The sequence below is a fragment of the Flavobacterium sp. GNP008 genome (assembly GCF_056428965.1).
In genome coordinates this window covers 16479-39754 of record NZ_JBWJVL010000005.1, presented here as the reverse complement: position 1 = coordinate 39754, position 23276 = coordinate 16479, and the positions used below count along the sequence as shown (strand labels likewise).

The following is a 23276-nucleotide window of genomic DNA, read 5'->3' as shown; positions in this document are numbered from 1 at the left end:
ACCCAGGACCCCATCATTAAAAGTGATGTGCTCTACCAACTGAGCTATCGAGTCATTTTCTTTCCTTGAATGCGGGTGCAAATATAAGGACTTTTTTTGGAGTTTTCCAAGCAATTTTATTATAAATTTGTCTTTTTTAAACAAAATTAGTCAACACCTTAATTTGTAAGGTTTTATTCAGATGAAAAAAATAGTTTTATTAGGTTATATGGGTTGTGGTAAGTCTACAATTGCAAATAAATTGTCACAAAATATCGGAATCCCATTTATTGATTTGGATAAAAAGATCGAAGAGAAAGTAAGTTTATCTGTAAACACCATTTTTGAAACTCATGGAGAAATTTATTTTAGAAAGTTAGAACATGAAGTTTTTATAGAACTATTAAATTCACCCGATAACTTAATTATAGGTTTAGGAGGAGGAACGCCGTGTTATGCGAACAATCATGAGTTGTTAAAAGCGTCGCATGTCATTTCTATTTATCTAAAGGCTTCAGTAGATACGTTATTCAGTAGATTGGCTTTTAACAAAAGCAAACGCCCTCTTATTGCGGATAAAAGCGAAGAGGAAATGAAAGAGTTTATAGCAAAACATCTTTTTGATAGAAGTTTCTATTACAACCAAGCACAATACAAAATTACAGTTGATGATAAAACTGTGGATCAGACTGTTCAGGATATTAGTGCTCTCTTAGCTTAAATATGCATAATTGTCGCCATTTTCATCAAATACTACTTGCACGTGTTCTAGTAAAGAAGTAGACAATGATATTCCTTTAAAATCAGCTTTTACAGGGTACTTCTTATGATTTCTATCTACTAAGACAGCAGTCTTAAATTTTTTTAATGGGACGTCTATAAAATGCCTTACCGCATAGATAAGTGTTGTGCCCGAGTTCAAAACATCATCCACCAACACTAAGCCTTTATTGGCGTATTGTTCTTTTGATAGTGAGGTATGAATAGGTAATTGGGGATTTTGTTTATTGATTTGTACTTCACATAGTGAGACTTTTAAAGTAGCAATAGTTTCCAGAGCCGAGGCTATTTTTTTTGCAAATATAAAACCGTTTGTTGCAATTCCAGCAATGACAATTTCTTCTTCATCTACGAATGTTTCATAGATTTGGTACGCAATTCTTTTTATTTTATGCTCTATTTCCTGATTCGTTAAGATGATATTTTTGCTCATTATTTTAGTTTATTGTTTAGGTTTAATTATTAAACTGAAAAGATTAAATCCTGTTTTTATTCGGTATCGTCGTCAGTAATTATCTCATTGCCAAATTCGTCAATGTCTCTTCGGTCTTTTTTAGTGGGCCTTCCGGTTCCATTTTTACGATAATGTTCTTTGGACAATTTTAAAAGTTCTAAATGTTGATACGCTTCTGCCGGAGTATCGTTTCGTCTGTAAATATCCACTAATTTAGCGCCAACTCTGCTTTCAGGAATGTCTAAAACCGTGATAATTTGGGTAATTTGATCTTTTCGAAAAGTGATTTTATCCGTGGAAAAAACTTCCTTTGAAGGTTTAGCGACAAGGCCGTTTACCGTCACGTGATTCTTTTTACAAGCTTCGGTAACCATGTTTCTGGTTTTGTAGTACCGCATGCACCATAAATATTTATCTATTCTCATAAATTTTCTAAAATCAGAGTTAAATAGTTTACAAAAATCAATCAATATTGTATCTTGCGCACTTAAAAAATTAGCTATAATGAACAAATTTAAGTATTATTTTATTCTATTAATTACAACTGTCTCTTTATTTTCATGCTCAAAAGATGATGTGGCTGAAATTGAACCACCTAGAGACTATGCAGTGCAATATGCCACTGATTTAACTGATATTGAAGAATATTTAAAAAATTATTATATTACTATTGTTGATCATGCTGGTTTTCAAGACGATCAAGATGTTACTTTTACTAAGATTCCGTCAGGTGGTACGCAACCTTCTATTTGGTCGTATAAAGATAAAACTACTTTTCCTAAACTTTTGAGTAGAGAAGTTGTTCTTCATACTATAACCTATAAATTATATTATTTAGTTCTAAGAGAAGGAATAGGAGTTTCACCATCAAATGTTGATGGTGTATTAACTGCATACAAAGGAGATTATTTATCGCGTCAGAAAGTTGCCGAGGTCGAAACATTAACTACCACATTCTTTGAAGAATCAAAGAATCCACAACAATTTTTTAATTTGACGACTACTATTACTGGATGGGGTGAAATTTTCCCGCAATTTAAAACGGGAACCTACACCTCTAATACCGATGGTACCGTTTCGTATAAGGATTTTGGAGCAGGTGTAATGTTTGTGCCTTCAGGGCTGGGGTATTATAACTCAGGAAGTGCCAGTATTCCGGCGTATGCTCCGTTAATATTTAGTTTTAAATTGTATGAGGTCAACAGATTAGACTCTGACGGAGATGGGATTATGAATTTTCAAGAAGATATAAACGGAGATGGCTATATGCGCGTTTTAGCTACAGGAATTGTAAATCCGGATGATACTGATGGAGATGGTATTCCTAATTTTTTAGATACTGATGATGACGGAGACGGTATTGGTACAAGAAAAGAGATCACAGATGCTAATGGTGTTTTAATCCCTTTTGCAGCTATTCCGAGTTGTAATGGGAATACAACGGATCCAGCGAGAATTAAAAGACATTTGGTAAAATGCAATTAAAAAATAGCATATAAAAAAAATCCAGTTCAATTGAACTGGATTTTTTTTTGTATAATAGAAAGAAATTATTTTCTTTTCATTACTCTTTCTACCGCTTCAACAATTGCTTGATTGTTCAATTTGTATTTCTCCATTAATTGTTCTGGTGTTCCGGATTCCCCAAAGCTGTCATTTACCGCAACAAACTCTTGTGGAGCAGGGCTATTCAATGCTAATACTCTGGAAATACTTTCGCCAAGACCACCAAGAATATTGTGTTCTTCAGCGGTAACAATACATTTTGTTTTTGCCAATGATTTCAAAATAGCTTCTTCATCCAATGGTTTGATAGTGTGAATGTTGATTACCTCAGCTGAAATTCCTTTTATTTCCAATGCTTCAGCTGCAATTAACGCTTCCCAAACTAAATGTCCTGTAGCAACTATAGTTACATCAGAGCCTTCGCTTAAAACAATTGCTTTTCCAATTTCAAAAGGCTCGTCAGCTGGCGTAAAGTTAGGTACAACCGGACGACCAAAACGCAAATATACAGGGCCATGATGATCTGCAATGGCCAATGTAGCAGCTTTAGTCTGATTGTAATCACAGGTGTTGATTACTGTCATTCCAGGTAACATTTTCATCAATCCTATATCCTCAAGGATTTGGTGTGTTGCACCGTCTTCGCCTAATGTTAATCCAGCATGTGAGGCACAAATTTTCACGTTTTTCTCTGAATACGCAACGGATTGACGGATTTGATCGTACACTCTTCCTGTAGAAAAGTTGGCAAAAGTCCCTGTGAAAGGAATTTTCCCACCAATAGTTAAACCGGCCGCAATTCCAATCATGTTAGCTTCAGCAATTCCGATTTGGAAAAAACGTTCCGGATGATTTTTTTTAAAATCGTCAAACTTCAAGGAACCAATTAAATCTGCACATAGTGCTACCACATTTTCATTCTTTTGACCTAGTTCAGTCATTCCCGCTCCAAAACCCGAGCGTGTATCTTTACTTCCTGTATTTGTATATTTTTTCATTTTCTAATTTGAAGATTAAAATGATTTAAGAATTTAAAAAAATTAAAGTTTTGAGACTTCTAATTTGTAATTTAAAACTCTTAATTGTTTTAGTAGTCGCTTTCTGCTGCTGTGTAGTTTTGTCCTAAAGCAATTTCAAGTTGCGTATCATTAGGTGCTTTACCGTGCCAAGCATGGCTATACATCATAAAATCTACACCATTACCCATTTCAGTATGCAACAATACACAAACTGGTTTTCCTTTTCCAGTTCTTGATTTTGCATCATTCATACCAGCAATAATAGCTTCGATATCGTTTCCTTTTTCAATTTCTAAAACATCCCAATCAAAAGCTTCAAACTTAGCACGGATACTTCCCATGGCTAAAACTTCGTCAGTTGTTCCGTCAATTTGTTTTCCGTTTAAATCGATTGTAGCAATAAGGTTGTCCACTTTTTTTGCTGATGCATACATGATTGCTTCCCAGTTTTGACCTTCCTGCAATTCACCATCGCCGTGGAGCGTATAAATAATATGGTTGTCACCATTCAATTTTTTTGCTTGAGCAGCACCAATTCCTACTGATAATCCTTGTCCAAGAGAACCTGAGGCAATTCGTATTCCTGGTAAGTCGTCATGTGTAGTGGGGTGGCCTTGTAGTCTTGAATTAATCAGACGGAAAGTCGCCAGTTCTGAAACCGGGAAATAACCGCTTCTTGCTAAAACGCTATAGAATACAGGTGAAATATGTCCGTTAGAAAGAAAGAAAAGATCTTCTCCTATGCCATCCATATCAAAGCCTTCTTTGCGTTCCATTATATTTTGGTACAAGGTTACAAGAAATTCAGTACAGCCTAGAGAACCGCCGGGGTGACCTGAGTTGACTGCGTGTACCATTCGAAGAATATCTCTTCTGACTTGGATTGTTAAATCGTTTAATTGTTGTGTGTTCGGTTTCATTTGTGTATTAAAATTAGACTGTGCAAAGATAATCAGATATTTTGATTTATGCAGAATTCCATTTTTAGATTTTTCAATAGTTATTAAGGATTATTTTTTAGTTTCATAATATTTTTATTGATTCTCGAGTATTTAGTACCTTGCAACCATGTTTCAACAATTATTTAAAAGCATTCAGGAAAAAGTACTTCTTAACCACGAAGAAATGGAGCTGTGTAAAACATTTTTTATCCCTAAAAAGTTGCGTAAAAAACAAACATTGTTGCAAGAAGGAGACATTTGTATCTACAATGCATTTATTGAAAAAGGAATTTTACGTTCTTTTACAATAGACGAAAAAGGAAATGAGCACATCGTACAATTTGCAATTGAAGGTTGGTGGATTACGGATTTGTCCAGTTTCCTAACTAACAGCGCTTCAATTTACACGATTGAAGCACTGGAAGATTCTGAATTACTTTTGTTAACAACATCGGCTAGAGAAGCGCTGATGGATAAAATTCCAATGTTTGAAAGGTACCAACGCTTGTTGTTGCAAAATGCATATATCGCCAATCAAGCCAGAATAAATTCAGCTTTGACAGAGACAGCCGAAGAAAAATACATCAATTTAGGAAACGCATACCCCGGAATTGTCAAACGTGTACCCCAACACATGATTGCTTCCTATTTAGGACTTAAACCAGAAACATTGAGTCGCGTTCGAAAGCAAATTAACATTCGTAAATAATTTTAATTGATTTAGATCAATAAAATTTCTTGTTTTACATCAACAGAAACTTTTGTTATACGGCCCTAAATTTGCCAAGTAAATAAAAGTCAATGTCAAATAAAAAAACATTTGCAGTCATTGGAGTTTCAGAAGCCAAAAGTCTCTTTTTAGCAAAGCAAATTGCCAAAGGGAATCAAGTTTTGTTATATGATCAAAATGCAGCAACACTTTTGACGGTTCATACCCAAATACTTTTAGAGAATCCAGCGGCAAACGTGGAAATGATGATTTGTCCAACTAATGCAAGTTGGGAGGCCGATGTTATCGTACTTTCAAATTATTCTGCAACAGATTCTACTCTCGCTGAAAAAATCAGAAAAGTGGCTACAGGTAAAATTGTACTTGTTTTGGTAAACGAAAAAAATCCTATTATTTTCGAAAACTCTAGTGACAAGCTTCAAAATTTATATCCGTTTTCTAAGGTCATTCGGAGTATTGAATCACCAAACGATTTAATAGACTCTTTTTTTTTAAGAGGGAACGATGCGGATGCCGTGAAAACTATTTTGACTCTTTTTACACATATTGGTCTTAAAACCAGTATTCTAATTTAAAAAAAAAATAATTTAAAACTTTTACTAAATGAGCGAATCTATTTTATTACAATCGTACAAACTAGGAAATAATACCTTAAGCAACCGAATGGTTATGGCGCCAATGACACGAAGTCGTTCTAATAACGAAGGAAATGTTGCCACAGCACTTACTGCAAAATATTATGCACAAAGAGCCACAGCTGGTTTGATCATCTCCGAGGGTACTTTTGTAAGTACAAAAGCAGTTGGTTTTATAAATGTACCTGGGATTTACAGTGAAGCACAAACGGAGGGCTGGAAACTAGTTACAAAAGCAGTACACGAAAAAGGAGGAACAATATTTGCGCAATTGTGGCATACTGGACGGTTATCACATCCTGATTTGCATAATGGGGATTTACCGCATGCTCCATCCGCACTGAATCCTTTTGCTAAGGCCTATACAAATGATGGTTTTGTAGATACAGTGATCCCAAAAGAAATGACGTTTGTGGATATCAAACAAACGGTTTTGGATTTTAAAAAAGGAGCTAAAAATGCTGTTGCAGCTGGCTTTGATGGGATCGAATTGCATGCTGCTAATGGGTACTTATTGCAACAGTTTTTTAATGGTTATTCTAATCAACGTACAGATGAGTATGGTGGTACAATAGAGAATAAATCCCGAATTTTATTTGATATTTTAGATGCTTTAGAAGGGGTTATTGATTATTCTAAAGTAGGTGTTCGATTGAACCCAACTTTGCATAATACTCAGGGTATGATGTTGGATGAAGAGACAATTCCTACTTACGAATATATAATAAACCGTTTGAATGACTATGGTTTAGCGTACATACATTTAACGGAGCCTTTCACGCCAGTTGATGACGTGCCCTTCGCTGTTACAGAAGTGGCTAAACATTTCAGACCCTTTTACAAAGGAACATTGATCATTAATAAAAGTTTTACAAAACAAACAGGTATAGAAATTATTGAAAATGGGTATGCAGATCTTGTTGCTTACGGAGTTCCATTTATTGCTAATCCAGATTTAGTGGCTCGTTTTGAAGCGGATGCACCATTAAACACACCAGATCAAAGTACGTTTTACACCGACACCGAAAAAGGGTATATTGATTATCCGGAAATGATTGCATAATTGAAACCTGACAATATTATAAACAATTTATAAATTGTGTGTTGAGGTTGATTGTATAATTCACTAAAAAGCCTGCATTTTGCAGGCTTTTTAATTATTGAAAAACAGGTATTAATTTGGTATTCACTCCTACAGCTAAGTTTTAATATTTGTGATGGCATCTGCTCTGCAAGCTTGTTTATTAATGTTTGCCATTGCTATACCAGTTAATGTTTCATCTGTTTTTTTCTTATCGTCAAGTGTCATTGCTAATAGATTGGCTGCTTTGTTTTCTCCTAACGTTTTGGCAAATGCGTGCAAAGTACCATAAGTGGCAATTTCATAATGTTTCACTTTTTGTTCTGCAGCAATAATACCCGCATCTCGTACCACCCCATGATCCGTTTCTTTTATTATACCATCCGCTTCTTTTAAAATGCCTTGCATGGCATCACATTTTTTTGAGGTTGGTTTCATACCAGTCACTTCAAATATTTTCTCTAAACGGGATACATGTTCTTTGGATTCATTTAATTGACTTTTTAAGGAGTCGACCAACTCCGGCGAGGAAGCATTTTTGACCATATTAGGTAATGTTTTAGTCAAAACTTTCTCTGCCCAGTAAATGTCTTTTAGTCCACCTTCAAATAAATCTCTTAATCCGTGTGCCATGTTGTTTTTTGCTTGCATAGCACCTTTAACATCTTCATTTTTACTAATTGAGGTTCTCATAACAGTAGTTTTTAAGATTAATTTTCTTTAAGAAATAGTACATAACATTTATTTGTTATATCCATTACTAATTCTCTTAGATTTAATAAAATTAAACAAATTACACCGCAATCAGCTGTTAATTAACTAATTGTAAATACGAATTATATGATTTTTTAAAGTAAGACTTTGTTGAATTTGTTTATTTTGTGTATCCAGTATATTTTAACCCCAATATATGCCTTTTATGAAATAAATTATTGGTTTACAATCCAAGAATTATTATGTATTTGGTTTTAAGATTCAGATGAGTAATTTAATAGCCATGCTTAGCTAAAAATACTGCGCTAATAATGAATTAATTATTCTTTCAAATTGCCTATCTTCATTTTGAAAAGTCAAAATGGGTTGATTTTTATGGTTGATTGTTGTTATCAGTGCTTTCCTTTTAAAGAATTCATCTATAAAAGGAAAGTATCGGTCTAAGTACTGCTATCTATAACAAAGAGTGATTTTGCCCTCTCGATGTTAAGAGATTGCTCTGAAGGAATTTCTAGAAAATAATTAAGTTGCCATTTTTGAGTTTTCTGTGCCAGTTTACTTATTGTTTTGTCCCAAGGTGGGTACACTCGAATTGCTCTTTTTCCTTCTTTTAATGGGGTGGTAATAATACCTTGTTGAATAAGAACTGATTTTGAGAAAATAAATAGACCAAATTTAGCGCCACTCATAGTGTTGATGATAAAAAAATCAATGGGATCATTAGAATCATAAGGTTGAATAGGTCCTTTTTCAAATCTTTTCCATAAAGTGACAAATTGACCAATCTTTGTAGGGGTGATTTTAGCTGTTCGAAAAAGAATTTTGAAGGTGTTAAGGTCAAATTTACTTGCACAATAATCAACACTTTCTTTTTCAATAATTAAATTTTCGATTTCAAAATCACATTTGTCAAATACTAGTTCTTTACTTTGATGTAGGTACTTTGGAATCATCTGAATTATTATAAATTGGAGTTAGAGGTTGAATAAACGAGTGTCAAATTTAGATTAAATTTCAAGTAAATATATGTGATTTAATGGGTATTAGTGTATTGGAATAAAAATATAGTTATATTAATTAAAAAAATCAGCATGGATTTATCCTAGATAAGTCGAGTTAAATTATTAACAAGAACATGGTCATTTATTGTTTTGTACTTTAAAATTTAAAGATCAATGTTTTTTATCTTTTTTAAAATTTAGGTTGCTTTTCTGTTTTAATTTTTTGGTATATAATTCATTGATGCTTTTTTTTTAATTTTTATATGTTGAAAAAATGAGCAGTTTAAAAAATATTTATTTGAGAACAATTCATTGATTTTTATAGGTTTGTCTTGGTTTTTTAGGAAGTTTTTAAATTACTTTTTAGACACATTATTTTTTTAATCTTATATTCGTAAAAAAAAGAATATGCGTTTCTCCTTTGTTGTGCTAATTTTGTTTAACGGTATTGTGTTGGTAAATTGTGGTACAAAAAAACACACTGATGTTTCGTATCTCGAAACTTCTTATAAAAATAATACAGAAACTCCTCAGTTGAATGTTTTTGTGCCTAAAAAATTGAAATCAAAACAGTTGCCCGTTTTGATTTTCGTGCACGGTGGGAATTGGAATAGTGGACGAAAAGGTACTTATGACCTACTAGGAAGGAATTTTGCAAGAAAAGGTGTCGTGACTGTTATTCCAGATTATACGCTAAGCCCTAATGCAAATTACGATGACATGGCACGCCAAATTGTGTCAGTTATACAATGGACAAAAACGAATATCAGCACATATAATGGAGATCCTAAGACTATTTATATTACCGGCCATTCTGCAGGAGGTCACCTTGGCGCTTTGGCGGTAATGAATCCTAAATATGGAATTGATTCAGGCATTATTTCCGGAATAATCTTAAACGACGCAGCTGGACTAGATATGAAAAACTATTTAGAAGATAATCCACCAACTAAGGAAGATAATTATGTAGTAACTTGGACTACCCATTCTGAAAAATGGCAGGATGCTTCTCCTATCTATTTTATAAATAAAAACACACCTCCTTTTCTAATCTATGTGGGAGACAAGACTTATAATTCAATAAAAATTGCCAACAACCGTTTTGTAAACACATTACAACAATACCAACCTGATGTTACTCCAGTGCGATTAAATAAAAGACATATACCAATGGTTATCCAGTATTTTTATCCTTGGAGCAACCGATTTGAGGAGATTATAACTTTTATGAAACGGAACAGGAAGTAAGGTATTTAATATATTATTTAAAGTTATAGTTAAGATTGTTAGTACTGATTTATAAAAATAAATGAGTGTCTAGAATACTTTTATTTTTAATATTGTTAAAAGAATTCGATGGGCAGATCAACTGATAATTTACGGATCGCTACTTTTGGTATAAATTTATAGTTTACCTACAGCTAACTTCTTTTTTTTAAATAAATATGAATTTTTGACTTTTTCAAAATATAATTATTGAAGACGAAATTATAATATTGTTACAATTACAACAATATTAAATTGAAAATTTATTAGAAGTCTCATTAAAGGAACCAGACCTATAGTAGGATTCTCTTACTCGTGCGAATGAGAAATAAAATTTAAAAATGATATACAAATTGCCCAAAGGCTTGAAAAAATAAAACTAAGTTTTCCATTTTCGTATTTGATTCAAAATTAGGAAAATATACAGACAGCATGTATTTTAGGATGTGCATCTAATATTAAAAATTTTACTGCTAAATTGTACTTGTTATGGAGCAGCTTTGCTTTGAACAGAATTAAATATGCATTGTAAATTTGTATTATTGCAGTTCACTATTGAAGCGCTAGTAGGGAATCTGCTAATTTTTTTACGAATAAAAGAAGTGGCATGCCTACTCTTAATAACAATGTAAGACCCGATACAATTGTTTTAAGGATTATAAAAAAGGATTAGATTATGCGGAAAATAAATTTTTAAAAGGACTGGTATTTATACATTAGAGTTTTAGTTCTTCCTTTACATTATTAAATCATAGTGTCAGAACTTCCTTTTCTAAATCCAATTAATTGTCTGTATTTTGATTCAGTTTCTTTTAAATCTTCTTCCATTTGTTTGTATTTACTGATGTCTTTTATTGTAACTACAGCTGCAACAACATTTTTATTTTGATCCATTAGGGGTTTGCCGCTAATAAGGACTCTTTTCTTTTTTTGCTCCACTGGGTTCCAAAGAACTATTTCAATATCATCAGTCACTTCGCCATTTAATGCACGTTCCATAGGAAGGTTTTGAGAAGGAAAAATGGTTTTTTCATCAGGGTAATAGAGCTGGAAATGATTACTTAAGTTAGTTGAGATTTTATCATCTTGTTCAATTCCAAAAATTTCATTTCCCATTTTATTAGCCAAAATTATCTTTTTGTCAGCATTAGCGACTATAATTCCTTCACTAATATTTTCAACAATTAATCGTAATTTTTCCTCGTTTTCATATAAGTTATTAATGATTTTTTTGTTTTCGGTGACATCACGGACAAATCCAATAAAAATATATTTATCTCCCATTTTAACGGGGGAAATACTCAAGGAAACAGGGAATTCCGTACCTTCTTTGTTGACAGCTACCATTTCGGTAGTTTTATTAATAATAGCACCAGAACCTGTTGCTAAAAATAGCTCCATACCTTTCTTGTGTAATTCTCTGTAGTGTATAGGCACAATAAATTCATACAGAGGCTTTCCAATAATTTCATCTGTTTTCCATCCAAAAACAGCTTCTGCCTTGGGATTCCATTTCAAAACATTACTTTCACTATCAATTACTATAACCGGATCTGGAGCTCCATCAAATATGGTTTGTATTTGTTGTTCGTCATCTATTAATTTCTGAGTATACACATTTAGCTTTTCTTCATCCATTTTCTTTTGGGTGATGTCTTGTAAAACAGCATAAATTGTGCCTGTTTCCACATCGGTTGCGATCATCGATTCAGCCCATTTATAAGTACCATCTTTACATCGGACAGGATATATAACATTTGTGTCTACATCGATTCCTTCCAGACGCTTAGTGAGTCTTTCTGTGGCAATCTTTACATAATCAGGGTGAATTAAATCCAATAGTGATATAGCTGCCAGATCACTTTGAACGTAACCGGAGATTTTAGTAAATGCAGGATTTATTTTTATGATTGTAGTGCCTTTTGCGACAAAAAAGGCATCGAATGACATCTCAAAAAAGTTGTTCACTATTTTTAAAGATTTTTCAATCTCTTTCTGCGCCGTAATATCACGCCCAACAGCATATAAAAAACCTGTTGAGAGATCAGGCGAGGCTGACCATTCTATCCATTTGATGGATCCATCTTTGCTAATCCATCGGTTTTCAAATTCAATAGTTAAAACGCCAGTTTGCAGTTTATCAATTTCTTTGTGGGTAATGTCAAGATCCTCATGGTGGATATAAGTAAAAAAGGGATGGTGAAGTAATTCTTCTTCGGAGTATCCTAATATTTTAGAAATTGTAGGGTTTATTTTTAGGAATTTATCTTTAGATGCAATCAACATAATATCTAAGGACATATTAAAGAATTTGTCTCCTGCTTTTAATGTTTCTTCAGATTTTTTTCTTTGGGAAATATCGGTAAAAATGCCCCCAATAGCATAAATTCTGTTGAAGCTATCATAAATTGGAAATCTGACCGCAATATAAGTATGTATCCCATCAGAAAGTTCAATGGTTTCCTCTGTTTTTAATTCTTTAAGTGTTTTTACTGCTTCAAAATCAGAATTACGAAAGTTATCTGCTATTGGTTTTGCCAAAAAGTCATGATCCGTTTTACCAATTATTTCTTCCAATGAGATTTTAAATAGACTTCCGAACTGTTTATTAACCAATAAGTATTCTCCATTTAATTTTTTTATAAACATGGGAAGTGAAGTGTTGTCAATAATAGCTTGAAACAATAGTTTGTTTTCCATGACCAAGTTTTGGGAAATATTTTTAGCACGCAATTGAGAACGAATAATAAAATAAACGATGGTTAGTAAGAGGACTGAAAATAGGATTAATGAAATAATTATCCAATTAAACCTAAGGTCTAAATCTTGATTTCTTTGTTTATCAATTCGTAAAATAAAAATCCAGGCTATTGCAAAAACAACGCATAAATTCATGATAAAGCCAAAAACTATTTTTTTCTCTAAAGAAATCTTCATGGTTTAGTAGTATTAAAATTAGGGATTATAACCTTAATATTCTGATGTTGTATTTCAATATAAGTAGATGAAAGTTAGTGAATTAAATTGAATTAGCAATTAGTTTATTAAAATTATCATGTACTAAGCAAAGCTAAAAATATATATTTTTAGCTTTTAATTTTAATTTTTGCAAGATTTTCTACAGTCAGTTTTTAATCAAATTGAATAGACTAAATTTCAACTCATTCCGAATATTTCGTATCGTTATTCTATAAAAGCTCAGTAAGCGAGCTTAATTCCTAAAATTAAAGTTTAAATGTAAAAATAGATTTCTCATTTCCTTGATAACTACCAGTTGTAATTGACACTAGGAAAAAATATTAATTTTAAAAAGATAGGTTAACTTTTAAATACTAATTGTAGTGTACTTTGCAAAAAACTTTGCGAACTTTACTGTCAAATAAAGAAATAAAAATAGAACTATATATGAAAATAAATCCAAAAAACGGAATTGACAAGCTCATTTTCGGAATGAAACAGAACGACGTTACAGCTATTTATGGCAAGCCTGATAGAAATTATAAGGATGAAGAGAATAATGTGATTTTTGCATACAACAAGCTTAAAATGCGTTTGACATTCTATCAAGAGGAAGAACTTAAATTGGGATACATTGTGGCTTCAGGTATCGATTTAGAGTTGTTTGGAAATAAAATAATCAATAAGAAAATAAGTGACGTCAAAAAAGAGTTGGCTCTTAAAGGAATAACTAAATTTACTCAGGAAGAGTTTGATACTTTTGAAAACTATTTTAATGAGGAAAACTGGATCATTTTTCAAACAGAATTTAATGAGATTGTCAAATTGGAGATTGGTGCCATCATCAATAACAAAGATGAGTTCGATTGGAAATTTGGGAAGAAATAATTAGTTCTAAATAACAAGTTCTGTTAAGTTTTGTAAAATAGATAATTACGAATTTTTATTAGGTGGCATAATTAAGCTTACTGAATAATTTATAAAAAAATACCCGAGAGATTTTGAATTCTGTCGGGTTTTTTGTGAATTTTTAAAATTTATTGTTTTGAGGCAGGTTGTTTTTCTAACATTTCCAGTTCGAAAACAAGAGTTGTATTGGGCGGTATCACACCACCGGCACCTCTTTCTCCATACGCAAGATTTGAAGGGATATAAATTACGGCTTTGTCTCCAAGAGTCATATTATCTAGGCCTTCTATAAATCCCGGAATCATACCTTCCTTTTTTCCTGCTTCAAATGGAAATGCTTGATATCCATTTTGAGCAGCTCTATTGGCATCAAATTTTCCAAAGGATTTATTCACCTCTTCATAGCTGCTGTCAAAAAGAGTTCCATCTTCAAAATAACCAGCATAATGGAAATAAAATGTTGTTCCATTAGTTGGTTTTTTACCGGTTCCTTTCTGAGTTATTTTATACGCTAATCCTGAAGGAGTAGTTGTTGCACTTGCTTTTGTAGTTGCTAAATACGCTTTTTTTGCAGCTACAACAGGACCGTATTTTTCCGTGTATACTCTTTTAGTTTCAGCTTGGATTGCAGCTTGTTTGGCCTTACTCTCAGCATAAACGAGGTCTTGTTTTTTTTGATCTTCCGATTTATTGTTGAAATAATCAGAGAACACTTTTGAGGCATCAAATTTTTTGGCTAAAGCTCCTTTTCTAACAATAGTAATCTTTGTAATTACATCATTTTGAGTAATAGAATTGACAATATTCATTCCTTGAGATACATGACCAAAGACAGTGTGCTTTCCATCTAGCCATGGCGTTTCTTTATGTGTGATAAAAAATTGGCTCCCGTTCGTAGTTGGACCGGAATTAGCCATTGATAAAATTCCTGCTTTATTATGTTTCAAATCTGTAAATTCATCTTTGAATGCATAACCGGGTCCACCAGATCCATTTCCTGAAGGATCACCACCTTGAATCATGAAATCTTTGATAACTCGGTGGAATTTTAAACCATCAAAAAAAGGTTTCCCTTTTAGTTTTTCCTCGGTTACAAAAGTATTTTTACCCTCAGCAAGTGCTATAAAGTTTGCCACAGTAACAGGCGTTTTTTTATACTCTAACTCAAGAACAATATCTCCTTTATTTGTAGCAATAGTAGCAAAAATCCCTTCAATTACTGCAGGTGTTTTTACAACAGGTTTAACTGCTTTCTTTACGGTCGCTTTAACTGTTGTCATCGGTTTTTTAACCGGCATAGATTTTTTAATAGTTTGCGCATCTATGCTTACTGTTCCGAGAAATAATAAAAAGAGAATTTTAAATTTCATTTTCTAAATAATTAAGGTCTAACTTTTTTTAAAAATATTATTGTTGAGGCATTGTTTCTAATAATTCAATTTCAAAAATGATATTAGCACTTGGGGGTATTACCCCACCAGCTCCAGCCTCTCCATATCCTAAACGGGATGGAATGAAAATTACGGCTTTGTCTCCAAAAGATAATTGTTCAAGTCCTTCGATGAAACCAGGAATCATGCCATCTTTTTTTCCGGCTTGAAAAGGGATGGGTTGGTAGCCGTTTTGAGTGGCTCTGTTTTCGTCGTATTTTCCAAAAGTTTTCGCAACATTCCCTATACTCGTATCAAACAATTCTCCATCTTCCAGAAAGCCGGCATAATGGATGAAAACAGTAGCGCCATTTGCTGGTTTTTTACCGCCACTTTTCTTGGTGATTATATATTGTAATCCTGTAGGTGTTTTAGTTGATTTGGCTTTTAATGTTGCGAAATACGTTACTTTTTGTTCCCGAACTTCTTTGTATTTTTCGTTATAAACTCTTTTGTTTTCTGCATCAATAGCTGCTTTGTTCTTTTGATTTTGTGATTCAACAGCAAAATAGTCATTGAATGTTTTTACAGCATTAAATTTTTTTGCTGCTTCACCATTTCGGATGATAGTGACGGTATTGATGTAATCATTTTGTTCAATTTTATTGACAACATCCATTCCCTTTTCAACTACACGGCCAAAAATGGTATGCTTTCCTTCTAGCCAAGGTGTTGCAAGATGTGTGATAAAAAATTGACTGCTATTAGTAGTAGGTCCATTATTGGCCATGGCCAAAACGCCCCCCTTGTCAAATTTCAAATCATTAAATTCATCTTTAAATTTATAACCGGTATCTCCTGAACCAGTACCTAAAGGGTCACCAGTTTGTATCATGAAATCTTTTATTACCCTATGAAATTTTAAACCATCAAAAAACGGTTTTTTCTTAAGATTTTCATTAGTGACAAAGTCATTTTTTCCTTCAGCCAAAGTCACATAATTTGCTACAGTTATAGGCGCTTTTTCAAAATCTAATTGTACAATTATTTCTCCTTTATTAGTCTCTATTTTAGCATATAAACCGTCAGGAAGATTGTTATGTTCTTCTTTACAAGAGTAAAATGAAGCGATTACCAGGAATACGAATAGGATCTTTTTTTTCATTTCTAAATTTAATTTTATTGAGTTATAGTGTCCGTAATCTTATTTACGATAGGGGTTTCTGGTTTAATAGGTACTGTCGTTGAAGGTGTTTTTGTTTTTAATTCATTTTCTTTTTTATACAAAACTTCGGATTTGAAATCGCGGAGCGTAACGGTACAAATTAGGGGTTGATTGGTCCCAATTTTTTTGTCATCTCCATGGTATCCATACCCCATGTTTGAAGGGAAAAGAAAGTTTATTTTCTCTTTTTTACGCATCAATTTAATACCATCACGCAAGCCCATCATAATATTTTGTTTGTCAACATAATAAATTTGGGGTCTTAATTCTAATTCAGAATAGATGATAGTACCTTTTAAATCTTTTATTTCATAATCAAAAAAAGCAACATCTCCTTTTTTGGGAGTCAGAGAATCAATTTCGTTTCGTGTAACATAGGAATACCAATACCCTTTCTTAGAAGCCACGTATTTGACATTCGGATTACTTTTAATCAAATCCTGAATTTTAGTTTCCTCATTGGCTACTAACTTTTTATTGCGCGCTATGGACTTCTTCATGAAACTACCGGAGGTTTGAGAGAGAGGTCTTCTGGCTTCCTGTTGCTGTTTACAAGCTGAGACCAAAACAAGCAAAAAGAAAGACACTGCTATTAGTGTGCTGTTTTTCATGGGATTAGATGCTTAATTTTGTTACTAAATCTTCAAATTTTCGTATTGTTTCTTCCATTGAAAACTCTGATTTTCCTCCGGCTGCATTGCGATGTCCACCACCATTAAAATGATCTCTTGCAAATTGATTAACATCAAAATCACCTTGAGAACGGAATGAAATCTTGATGATTTTTTCTTCTTTATTTTCTATAAATATAGCAGTAAAAACGATTCCTTTTATGCTTAGTCCATAATTTACAATACCTTCAGTATCTCCTTTTATGTAATCAAACGAATTTAATTCGTCTTGAGTAAGCGTCGTGTATGCAGTTTTGTGCTCCGTTAACACTTTCATATTTTGAAGCGCTCTTCCCAATAATTGTAAACGTCCAAAAGAGCTGTTGTCAAATAATAAGGTTGGAATCTCCGTATTTTCGACACCTAGATCAATTAATTCAGCAATAATTCGATGGGTTGTTCCTGTTGTTTTTGGAAAACGAAAAGAACCTGAATCAGTTAGAATTCCGGTATAAATACAAGTTCCTATCGTTTTATCGATGTCTTCATTTTTTCCTAGAAGTGATATGAAGTTATAAATCATTTCACAAGTCGATCCAAACGATGTATCCGAATAGGTAACAACAGCATAATCATCTGGTCTTTGATGATGGTCAATCATGACAAATGGCGTTTTAAGTTTATTTAAAACGTGTTCCATTTCACCTGTACGGTGCAAAGCATTAAAGTCTAATGTGAAAATCAGCTCGGCTTCCTCTAGAATTTTGGTGCAGTTTTGTTTGTCTTTTTCGTATATCTTGACATTTTCTGATCCAGGCATCCAAGCCAGAAAATCTGGAAATTCATTTGGAGAAACCACAACTGGATGGTGGTTGTTTTTTAATAAAAAATGATATAATGCTAGGGTAGAGCCCATGGCATCTCCATCAGGACCACGGTGAGGGATTATGGCAATCTTTTTTGGAGTTGATAATAACAACTCTATCGCTTGAATGTCTTGTATTTTCATAGTTTGCGAAATTACATTTTTTTAATGTAATGTTGAAATCATTTATACAATTAACAAACTTTTACAAAGTCACAAAAGACGAATTTTTTTTCTTTTAAATTTTTCATACACCTTGTATTTTGCTCCTTTGATAATCTGAGCATTGTAAATCCCCACTAATCCCGAACAAAAATAAGCGACGGTACAAGCAATTCCAATATAAATTCCGCTTTCTATTCCGAAAAGTTCCATTCCCAAGACCGTACAGGCAATAGGTGTATGGGTAGCACCCGAAAAAACAGCTACAAAGCCCATTCCTGCTAAAAGTGCAATGGGTAAAGGAACTACAAGCGATAAAACACTACCCAGAGTAGCTCCAATAAAAAATAGCGGAGTCACTTCGCCACCTTTGAATCCTGCGCCGAGCGTAAATCCTGTAAATAGTATTTTTAAGATAAAATCATACGAAGCACTAGGATTAGAAAAGGATTCAATGATTACGGGTATTCCTAATCCGATGTATTTTGTCGTTCCGATACAAACAACCGTAAGTGCTATAATAAATCCTCCTATAAAAGGACGAAGCGGAGGAAAGGACACCATTGTTGAAAATAAAGAACTCCAAAAACGTGTGCTTCTTGAGAAAAGCATAGCGGCTAAACCAAATAAAATACTCACGAGAATCACCCAACAGAAAATGGTGAAACTTACAGTTGGAATTAGTGGAATGGTATAATGAGTATGTTTTACCTGCCAGAGGACAACAGTGAAATAGGCGATGTAAGCAACAAGAAAAGAAAGTAGCATGCTTTTGAAATTGATTTTACTAAAATAAACAACTTCTAAAGCAAATAACGCTCCGGCTAAAGGTGTACCAAAAATGGAGGCAAAACCAGCACTGATACCCAGAATGAGTATTGTTTTTCTATCTGAATCATTGAGTTGGAATATTTTTGTGAACTGATCGGCAATAGAACCTCCCATTTGTACAGCAGTACCTTCGCGACCCGCCGAACCTCCAAAAAGATGGGTGATTAAGGTGCCTAAAAGTATCAAAGGAGCCATTTTTAAGGGAATAATTTTCTGTGGATTTTCATATTCTTCGAGAAGTAAATTATTGCCTTTTACTACTGATTTTCCCCAATAATAATATCCATATCCGAGTAATAATCCCGCTATTGGCAGCAGCCATACAATCCAGTTGTTATGTGTTCTAATTTGTGTAACCCACTCTAAGGCAATCAAAAAAAAGGCTGAAGCTGACCCAGAAAAAACACCTGTTGCAGTGCAAATAAAAACCCATTTAAGTAAATTGATCGTAAATTTTTTAGTTTTTTCTAAACTCATTATTTGAATAGGAAATATGTTTTTGCAAAAGTTTTATAATCCTTCCTGTACTAAAGTTTTTTCATTAGCTATTGCGGTAAATTCGATTTCTACTAAATATTCAGGGGAAATTAGTTTACTGATTTCATAGAAACCTGTTGTAGGTTTTATGTCTTTGAAAAATTGAGCATGAGCCATTGCTACAGCTTCAAACGTAGAAATATCAGTAGTAAATATGCGGGTTCTAATGACATCATCCATGCTAACTTTTAAGTCTTCGAGAACTTTTTGTACGCGCTCTAATATGTTTAGGGTTTGTGCATAGGCATCATCAGCTCTTACTTTTTCACCATCAACAATGGCAACTGTTCCAGAAACTTCAATAACGTTCCCAATACGTACCGCACGGCAATATCCCATTTTGTCTTCCCATGGGGAGCCTGTCAAGATGTTTTCTCTTTTCATTTTAGTGATTTTAGATGTTGTTTTACTGTGTTTAGTTGTGTTTAGTTGTGTTTTATGATATGGCATACTTTTTGCAAGTTAGAAAAAAAACTGAAATAAAAAGAGCAATTAATAATTAAAAAGTTGAATTTCGGTGGAGTAAAATGCATCAATTTTGTATTGTAAAATGTACTAAAACTAACAATTAGGAGTTATAAATGAAAGTTAAATTACTGCCTAATTTTGGAATAGATGCGATTGGTTCTTTATTTTTAAAATTTACAAGCACTGACACACTAATTTATAAAGCTATGAAAAGGATTTTATTTTTAATTATTACAATCAGCATGTCTCTAAGTGGATATGCTCAGAATGAATTTAGCTCAAAATTTAAGGCAATTCCACCAAAAAATAATGCACCAAAAATTAAGAAAACAACACCTCCAAAAGTTAATATACCTCCTGTTAAGACTCCAAACGTATTTAAAAACCCGGAAATATTCAATCCAAAGCCGAGTGCTTCTCTTCCTATTACGCCAACAAATAATTTTTCAATGACTCCTAAAAATGAGTTTATGAATCCAGGTGACATTTACAAGGATAAGTGGAATAAAAAAGAAGAAAATACTAATGGTATAGTTTACAGAAAGAATCAAAATTTAGGTAATTTTCAAACGGGATCTGTTACTGCTAAGGTGATGTACCGTGATGCGGCTTACGTTGATGGAGATCAGATTAGAGTGTATTTAAATGATAAAGTAATACAGTATCAAGTGAACTTGGACAGTAATTTTAAAGGTTTTGAAATCGTTTTAGAAAAAGGGTTTAACAAGATTGATTTTGAAGCCTTAAACCAAGGAAGTTCTGGTCCTAATACCGCTGAATTTAAAGTCTATGATGATAAAGGTAGTTTGATATCTGCAAGTCAGTGGAATCTTGGAACGGGTTTCAAAGCTACCATAATCTTAGTTAAAGAATAGTTTCTACATTAAATTGATCTCTAAAAGGGATCGGCGGTGACTTGAAATTTCATGTCCGCTTTTATAGATACATCCTGAGTAATTGTTTCTTTAGTTACGGCTCTGGTTCTTAATTTGAAACTGGATGCCTTTATGTATTTATCTAATTTTTCGGGAGTACAAGTTAGACTTATTGTAGTAGAGGTTGAATTGATATTGTCTAAGAAAGCGAGTTCTATTTCATCAGTATCATTTGTAGAAATATACATGTGTATTGATTTCAAGAATGAAAATGATTTATTAGCAGGATTTGTTACCGTCAGTTTCATTTCTTTTAGTCTAACATCCTTTACTAATTCAGCTTTTGTATTGTTGTTTTGAAATACGGCACTTGAATTAGAAGGAACTTCTGGAGTAACAAATTCTAGAGCGGTATTTACAGGAAATCCAGTAGGAACGGTAACAGTAGTTTGATTGTCTATTGAAAAGGTCAATAAATCATCAATCACATTACAAGAAATAGCTAGCAGTCCAAAAATTGCAATAACTAAGTATTTTTTTGCTTTCATCTTTTTGTTTTTAGTAGATTTTAGGTCTGTAAAAGTAGTGTTTTATATTTTTAAAGGCAATTTTAGAAAAAAAGTAGTTCACATTGCTAATCGTAATTATTTTTTATATCAGAAATGAGATTGTTTAATTAATAAAAATAAAATAAATATTTTTCAGAATTCAATTTTTCAATTCAAAATATAAAAAGTATTTTTGCGCATGCAACACAACGTACTTATTTTAGATTTCGGATCGCAATACACACAGCTTATTGCGCGTAGAGTTCGCGAATTAAATATATTCTGCGAAATTTTCCCTTACAATCATTTTCCAAGTGATTTGTCCCCTTACAAAGCAGTTATCCTAGGTGGTAGCCCATTTTCTGTTCGATCAGAGGATGCGCTTCATCCCGATTTATCTCAAATAAGAGGAAAATTACCTTTGTTAGCCGTTTGTTACGGTGCTCAATATCTGTCACATTTCAGTGGAGGTGAAGTCGCTTCATCCAATACTAGAGAATATGGAAGAGCTAATCTGTCTTTTATAAAAGAGAGCGAAGTCTTCTTTGAAGGTGTTTCAGAGAACAGCCAAGTTTGGATGAGTCATAGTGATACCATAAAAACATTGCCTGCAAATGGAGTTAAGATTGCAAGTACACATGATGTAGAATTTGCTGCTTATAGAATTGAAGGAGAAACTACTTTTGGTATTCAATACCATCCGGAGGTTTTCCATTCTTCAGATGGGTCAAAAATGCTGGAAAATTTTTTAGTAAAAATTGCTGAAGTTCCACAAAATTTTACTCCAAACGCTTTTGTGTCTGACATGGTGGCGGAACTTAAAGAAAAATTGCAAGACGATAAAGTTGTTCTTGGACTATCTGGTGGAGTAGATTCTACCGTAGCGGCAGTTTTGTTGCACCAAGCTATTGGTAAAAACCTGTATTGTATTTTTGTCAATAATGGTTTGCTTCGCAAAAACGAATTCCAGAATGTATTGGATCAATACAAGGGCATGGGTTTAAACGTAAAAGGAGTCGATGCTGGAGATCGTTTTTTATCTGAATTAGCAGGTGTAAGTGACCCGGAAACCAAACGTAAAATTATCGGACGTGTATTTATCGAAGTTTTTGATGATGAGTCACACCTTATTGAAGACGTTAAATGGTTAGCTCAAGGAACTATTTATCCAGACGTAATTGAATCAGTTTCGGTAAAAGGACCTTCAGCCACTATTAAATCCCATCATAATGTGGGTGGTTTACCCGATTACATGAAATTGAAAATTGTAGAGCCACTTCGTATGCTTTTTAAAGATGAAGTACGAAGAGTAGGTGCTTCACTAGGAATCGATGCTGAATTATTAGGAAGACACCCTTTTCCTGGACCAGGATTATCAATTAGAATTTTAGGTGATATCACACCAGAAAAAGTTAGAATTTTACAAGAAGTAGATTTTGTCTTTATCGAAGGTTTAAAATCTTGGGGATTGTATGATAAAGTTTGGCAGGCCGGAGCTATTTTACTTCCTGTAAATAGTGTGGGTGTTATGGGAGATGAACGTACTTATGAAAAAGTGATAGCGCTTCGTGCCGTAGAATCAACGGATGGTATGACTGCAGATTGGGTACATTTACCATATGATTTCTTGATGAAAGTGTCAAACGACATCATCAATAAAGTAAAAGGGGTAAATAGGGTAGTATATGATATTAGTTCAAAACCGCCTGCAACTATTGAATGGGAATAATAGTCTAAGTTTTTTATCTTCTTTGAACATCATTGTTTAGAATGTTCGATACATAAACGGTATCAAATTTTTGGAATAAAAT

At 33.2% G+C, this 23276-nt stretch carries 23 protein-coding genes; 9 read left to right on the top strand and 14 right to left on the bottom strand.

Annotated elements, in window-relative coordinates:
• Window positions 1-181 precede the first annotated feature (181 nt).
• Complete coding sequence (locus AC0608_RS13645) at window positions 182-700, top strand: shikimate kinase (protein WP_478289449.1); 519 nt, start codon at window positions 182-184, stop codon at window positions 698-700.
• On the opposite strand, the gene AC0608_RS13640 is transcribed toward AC0608_RS13645, so the two are convergent.
• Complete coding sequence (locus AC0608_RS13640) at window positions 692-1192, bottom strand: phosphoribosyltransferase family protein (RefSeq protein WP_478289448.1); 501 nt, start codon at window positions 1190-1192, stop codon at window positions 692-694. The two genes, AC0608_RS13645 and AC0608_RS13640, sit on opposite strands and share 9 nt — an antisense overlap.
• Before the next feature lie 56 nt (window positions 1193-1248).
• Window positions 1249-1638, bottom strand: coding sequence for an RNA-binding S4 domain-containing protein (locus AC0608_RS13635; RefSeq protein WP_478289447.1), 390 nt, complete (start codon window positions 1636-1638; stop codon window positions 1249-1251).
• A gap of 79 nt (window positions 1639-1717) precedes the next feature.
• On the opposite strand from AC0608_RS13635, the gene bamM reads away from it, so the two are divergent.
• Complete coding sequence (bamM, locus tag AC0608_RS13630) at window positions 1718-2698, top strand: BamM family beta-barrel-assembly machinery protein (RefSeq protein ID WP_478289446.1); 981 nt, start codon at window positions 1718-1720, stop codon at window positions 2696-2698.
• A 65-nt stretch (window positions 2699-2763) separates the two neighbouring features.
• Here bamM and AC0608_RS13625 read toward each other — a convergent pair whose 3' ends face one another.
• A complete protein-coding gene (locus AC0608_RS13625) occupies window positions 2764-3717 on the bottom strand; it encodes a transketolase family protein (RefSeq protein WP_417960487.1) in 954 nt (317 codons plus the stop codon).
• Window positions 3718-3806: 89 nt separating this feature from the next.
• Complete coding sequence (locus tag AC0608_RS13620; protein WP_417960485.1) at window positions 3807-4658, bottom strand: transketolase; 852 nt, start codon at window positions 4656-4658, stop codon at window positions 3807-3809.
• Between the two features lie 148 nt (window positions 4659-4806).
• Here AC0608_RS13620 and AC0608_RS13615 point away from each other — a divergent pair, with 148 nt between their 5' ends.
• From AC0608_RS13615 to AC0608_RS13605, 3 genes are all read left to right on the top strand, one after another.
• Window positions 4807-5388: a Crp/Fnr family transcriptional regulator gene (locus tag AC0608_RS13615; RefSeq protein WP_478289445.1), complete on the top strand. Its 582-nt coding sequence runs from the start codon at window positions 4807-4809 to the stop codon at window positions 5386-5388.
• A gap of 92 nt (window positions 5389-5480) precedes the next feature.
• Window positions 5481-5984 carry a hypothetical protein gene (locus AC0608_RS13610; protein ID WP_478289444.1) on the top strand — a complete coding sequence of 168 codons (504 nt, stop codon included), beginning with the start codon at window positions 5481-5483 and terminating at the stop codon, window positions 5982-5984.
• Window positions 5985-6012: 28 nt separating this feature from the next.
• A complete protein-coding gene (locus AC0608_RS13605; RefSeq protein ID WP_478289443.1) occupies window positions 6013-7107 on the top strand; it encodes an alkene reductase in 1095 nt (364 codons plus the stop codon).
• A 135-nt stretch (window positions 7108-7242) separates the two neighbouring features.
• Here AC0608_RS13605 and AC0608_RS13600 read toward each other — a convergent pair whose 3' ends face one another.
• Together AC0608_RS13600 and AC0608_RS13595 are read right to left on the bottom strand one after the other, a co-directional pair.
• Window positions 7243-7818 (bottom strand): YciE/YciF ferroxidase family protein, encoded by a 576-nt coding sequence (locus AC0608_RS13600; RefSeq protein ID WP_478289442.1) that lies wholly within the window; start codon window positions 7816-7818, stop codon window positions 7243-7245.
• Between the two features lie 461 nt (window positions 7819-8279).
• Complete coding sequence (locus AC0608_RS13595; protein ID WP_478289441.1) at window positions 8280-8792, bottom strand: MepB family protein; 513 nt, start codon at window positions 8790-8792, stop codon at window positions 8280-8282.
• A 456-nt stretch (window positions 8793-9248) separates the two neighbouring features.
• On the opposite strand from AC0608_RS13595, the gene AC0608_RS13590 reads away from it, so the two are divergent.
• The gene (locus AC0608_RS13590) at window positions 9249-10088 is read left to right on the top strand and encodes an alpha/beta hydrolase (protein ID WP_478289440.1); all 840 of its coding nucleotides are present in this window, start codon (window positions 9249-9251) and stop codon (window positions 10086-10088) included.
• Between the two features lie 762 nt (window positions 10089-10850).
• Here AC0608_RS13590 and AC0608_RS13585 read toward each other — a convergent pair.
• A complete protein-coding gene (locus AC0608_RS13585) occupies window positions 10851-13043 on the bottom strand; it encodes a PAS domain S-box protein (protein ID WP_478289439.1) in 2193 nt (730 codons plus the stop codon).
• 468 nt (window positions 13044-13511) lie between these two features.
• Here AC0608_RS13585 and AC0608_RS13580 point away from each other — a divergent pair, with 468 nt between their 5' ends.
• Window positions 13512-13952: a hypothetical protein gene (locus tag AC0608_RS13580; RefSeq protein ID WP_417958193.1), complete on the top strand. Its 441-nt coding sequence runs from the start codon at window positions 13512-13514 to the stop codon at window positions 13950-13952.
• A 149-nt stretch (window positions 13953-14101) separates the two neighbouring features.
• Here the strand turns inward: AC0608_RS13580 and AC0608_RS13575 are convergent, their stop codons facing one another.
• The 6 genes from AC0608_RS13575 to AC0608_RS13550 form a co-directional block, all read right to left on the bottom strand.
• Entirely contained in the window at window positions 14102-15343 is a 1242-nt protein-coding gene (locus tag AC0608_RS13575; protein WP_478289438.1) for a peptidylprolyl isomerase, read from the bottom strand.
• Window positions 15344-15380: 37 nt separating this feature from the next.
• Window positions 15381-16508: a peptidylprolyl isomerase gene (locus AC0608_RS13570; protein WP_478289437.1), complete on the bottom strand. Its 1128-nt coding sequence runs from the start codon at window positions 16506-16508 to the stop codon at window positions 15381-15383.
• 14 nt (window positions 16509-16522) lie between these two features.
• Window positions 16523-17179, bottom strand: coding sequence for a gliding motility-associated peptidyl-prolyl isomerase GldI (gene gldI, locus AC0608_RS13565; RefSeq protein ID WP_417958190.1), 657 nt, complete (start codon window positions 17177-17179; stop codon window positions 16523-16525).
• A gap of 4 nt (window positions 17180-17183) precedes the next feature.
• Complete coding sequence (locus AC0608_RS13560; protein ID WP_478289436.1) at window positions 17184-18188, bottom strand: DHH family phosphoesterase; 1005 nt, start codon at window positions 18186-18188, stop codon at window positions 17184-17186.
• 69 nt (window positions 18189-18257) lie between these two features.
• Window positions 18258-19514 (bottom strand): chloride channel protein, encoded by a 1257-nt coding sequence (locus tag AC0608_RS13555; RefSeq protein WP_478289435.1) that lies wholly within the window; start codon window positions 19512-19514, stop codon window positions 18258-18260.
• A 33-nt stretch (window positions 19515-19547) separates the two neighbouring features.
• Entirely contained in the window at window positions 19548-19958 is a 411-nt protein-coding gene (locus AC0608_RS13550) for a RidA family protein (protein WP_417958186.1), read from the bottom strand.
• Window positions 19959-20155: 197 nt separating this feature from the next.
• On the opposite strand from AC0608_RS13550, the gene AC0608_RS13545 reads away from it, so the two are divergent.
• Window positions 20156-20917 (top strand): hypothetical protein, encoded by a 762-nt coding sequence (locus tag AC0608_RS13545; RefSeq protein ID WP_478289434.1) that lies wholly within the window; start codon window positions 20156-20158, stop codon window positions 20915-20917.
• A gap of 20 nt (window positions 20918-20937) precedes the next feature.
• On the opposite strand, the gene AC0608_RS13540 is transcribed toward AC0608_RS13545, so the two are convergent.
• Window positions 20938-21465, bottom strand: coding sequence for a hypothetical protein (locus AC0608_RS13540; protein WP_417958184.1), 528 nt, complete (start codon window positions 21463-21465; stop codon window positions 20938-20940).
• 199 nt (window positions 21466-21664) lie between these two features.
• Here AC0608_RS13540 and guaA point away from each other — a divergent pair, with 199 nt between their 5' ends.
• Window positions 21665-23194 carry a glutamine-hydrolyzing GMP synthase gene (gene guaA / locus AC0608_RS13535; protein ID WP_417958183.1) on the top strand — a complete coding sequence of 510 codons (1530 nt, stop codon included), beginning with the start codon at window positions 21665-21667 and terminating at the stop codon, window positions 23192-23194.
• Window positions 23195-23276 lie beyond the last annotated feature (82 nt).

Excerpts from the sequence above, each read along its gene's own strand:
- AC0608_RS13645 (WP_478289449.1), top strand. The coding sequence starts at position 182 with ATGAAAAAAATAGTTTTATTAGGTTATATGGGTTGTGGTAAGTCTACA.
- AC0608_RS13640 (WP_478289448.1), bottom strand. The coding sequence starts at position 1,192 with ATGAGCAAAAATATCATCTTAACGAATCAGGAAATAGAGCATAAAATA.
- AC0608_RS13635 (WP_478289447.1), bottom strand. The coding sequence starts at position 1,638 with ATGAGAATAGATAAATATTTATGGTGCATGCGGTACTACAAAACCAGA.
- bamM (WP_478289446.1), top strand. The coding sequence starts at position 1,718 with ATGAACAAATTTAAGTATTATTTTATTCTATTAATTACAACTGTCTCT.
- AC0608_RS13625 (WP_417960487.1), bottom strand. The coding sequence starts at position 3,717 with ATGAAAAAATATACAAATACAGGAAGTAAAGATACACGCTCGGGTTTT.
- AC0608_RS13620 (WP_417960485.1), bottom strand. The coding sequence starts at position 4,658 with ATGAAACCGAACACACAACAATTAAACGATTTAACAATCCAAGTCAGA.
- AC0608_RS13615 (WP_478289445.1), top strand. The coding sequence starts at position 4,807 with ATGTTTCAACAATTATTTAAAAGCATTCAGGAAAAAGTACTTCTTAAC.
- AC0608_RS13610 (WP_478289444.1), top strand. The coding sequence starts at position 5,481 with ATGTCAAATAAAAAAACATTTGCAGTCATTGGAGTTTCAGAAGCCAAA.
- AC0608_RS13605 (WP_478289443.1), top strand. The coding sequence starts at position 6,013 with ATGAGCGAATCTATTTTATTACAATCGTACAAACTAGGAAATAATACC.
- AC0608_RS13600 (WP_478289442.1), bottom strand. The coding sequence starts at position 7,818 with ATGAGAACCTCAATTAGTAAAAATGAAGATGTTAAAGGTGCTATGCAA.
- AC0608_RS13595 (WP_478289441.1), bottom strand. The coding sequence starts at position 8,792 with ATGATTCCAAAGTACCTACATCAAAGTAAAGAACTAGTATTTGACAAA.
- AC0608_RS13590 (WP_478289440.1), top strand. The coding sequence starts at position 9,249 with ATGCGTTTCTCCTTTGTTGTGCTAATTTTGTTTAACGGTATTGTGTTG.
- AC0608_RS13585 (WP_478289439.1), bottom strand. The coding sequence starts at position 13,043 with ATGAAGATTTCTTTAGAGAAAAAAATAGTTTTTGGCTTTATCATGAAT.
- AC0608_RS13580 (WP_417958193.1), top strand. The coding sequence starts at position 13,512 with ATGAAAATAAATCCAAAAAACGGAATTGACAAGCTCATTTTCGGAATG.
- AC0608_RS13575 (WP_478289438.1), bottom strand. The coding sequence starts at position 15,343 with ATGAAATTTAAAATTCTCTTTTTATTATTTCTCGGAACAGTAAGCATA.
- AC0608_RS13570 (WP_478289437.1), bottom strand. The coding sequence starts at position 16,508 with ATGAAAAAAAAGATCCTATTCGTATTCCTGGTAATCGCTTCATTTTAC.
- gldI (WP_417958190.1), bottom strand. The coding sequence starts at position 17,179 with ATGAAAAACAGCACACTAATAGCAGTGTCTTTCTTTTTGCTTGTTTTG.
- AC0608_RS13560 (WP_478289436.1), bottom strand. The coding sequence starts at position 18,188 with ATGAAAATACAAGACATTCAAGCGATAGAGTTGTTATTATCAACTCCA.
- AC0608_RS13555 (WP_478289435.1), bottom strand. The coding sequence starts at position 19,514 with ATGAGTTTAGAAAAAACTAAAAAATTTACGATCAATTTACTTAAATGG.
- AC0608_RS13550 (WP_417958186.1), bottom strand. The coding sequence starts at position 19,958 with ATGAAAAGAGAAAACATCTTGACAGGCTCCCCATGGGAAGACAAAATG.
- AC0608_RS13545 (WP_478289434.1), top strand. The coding sequence starts at position 20,156 with ATGAAAGTTAAATTACTGCCTAATTTTGGAATAGATGCGATTGGTTCT.
- AC0608_RS13540 (WP_417958184.1), bottom strand. The coding sequence starts at position 21,465 with ATGAAAGCAAAAAAATACTTAGTTATTGCAATTTTTGGACTGCTAGCT.
- guaA (WP_417958183.1), top strand. The coding sequence starts at position 21,665 with ATGCAACACAACGTACTTATTTTAGATTTCGGATCGCAATACACACAG.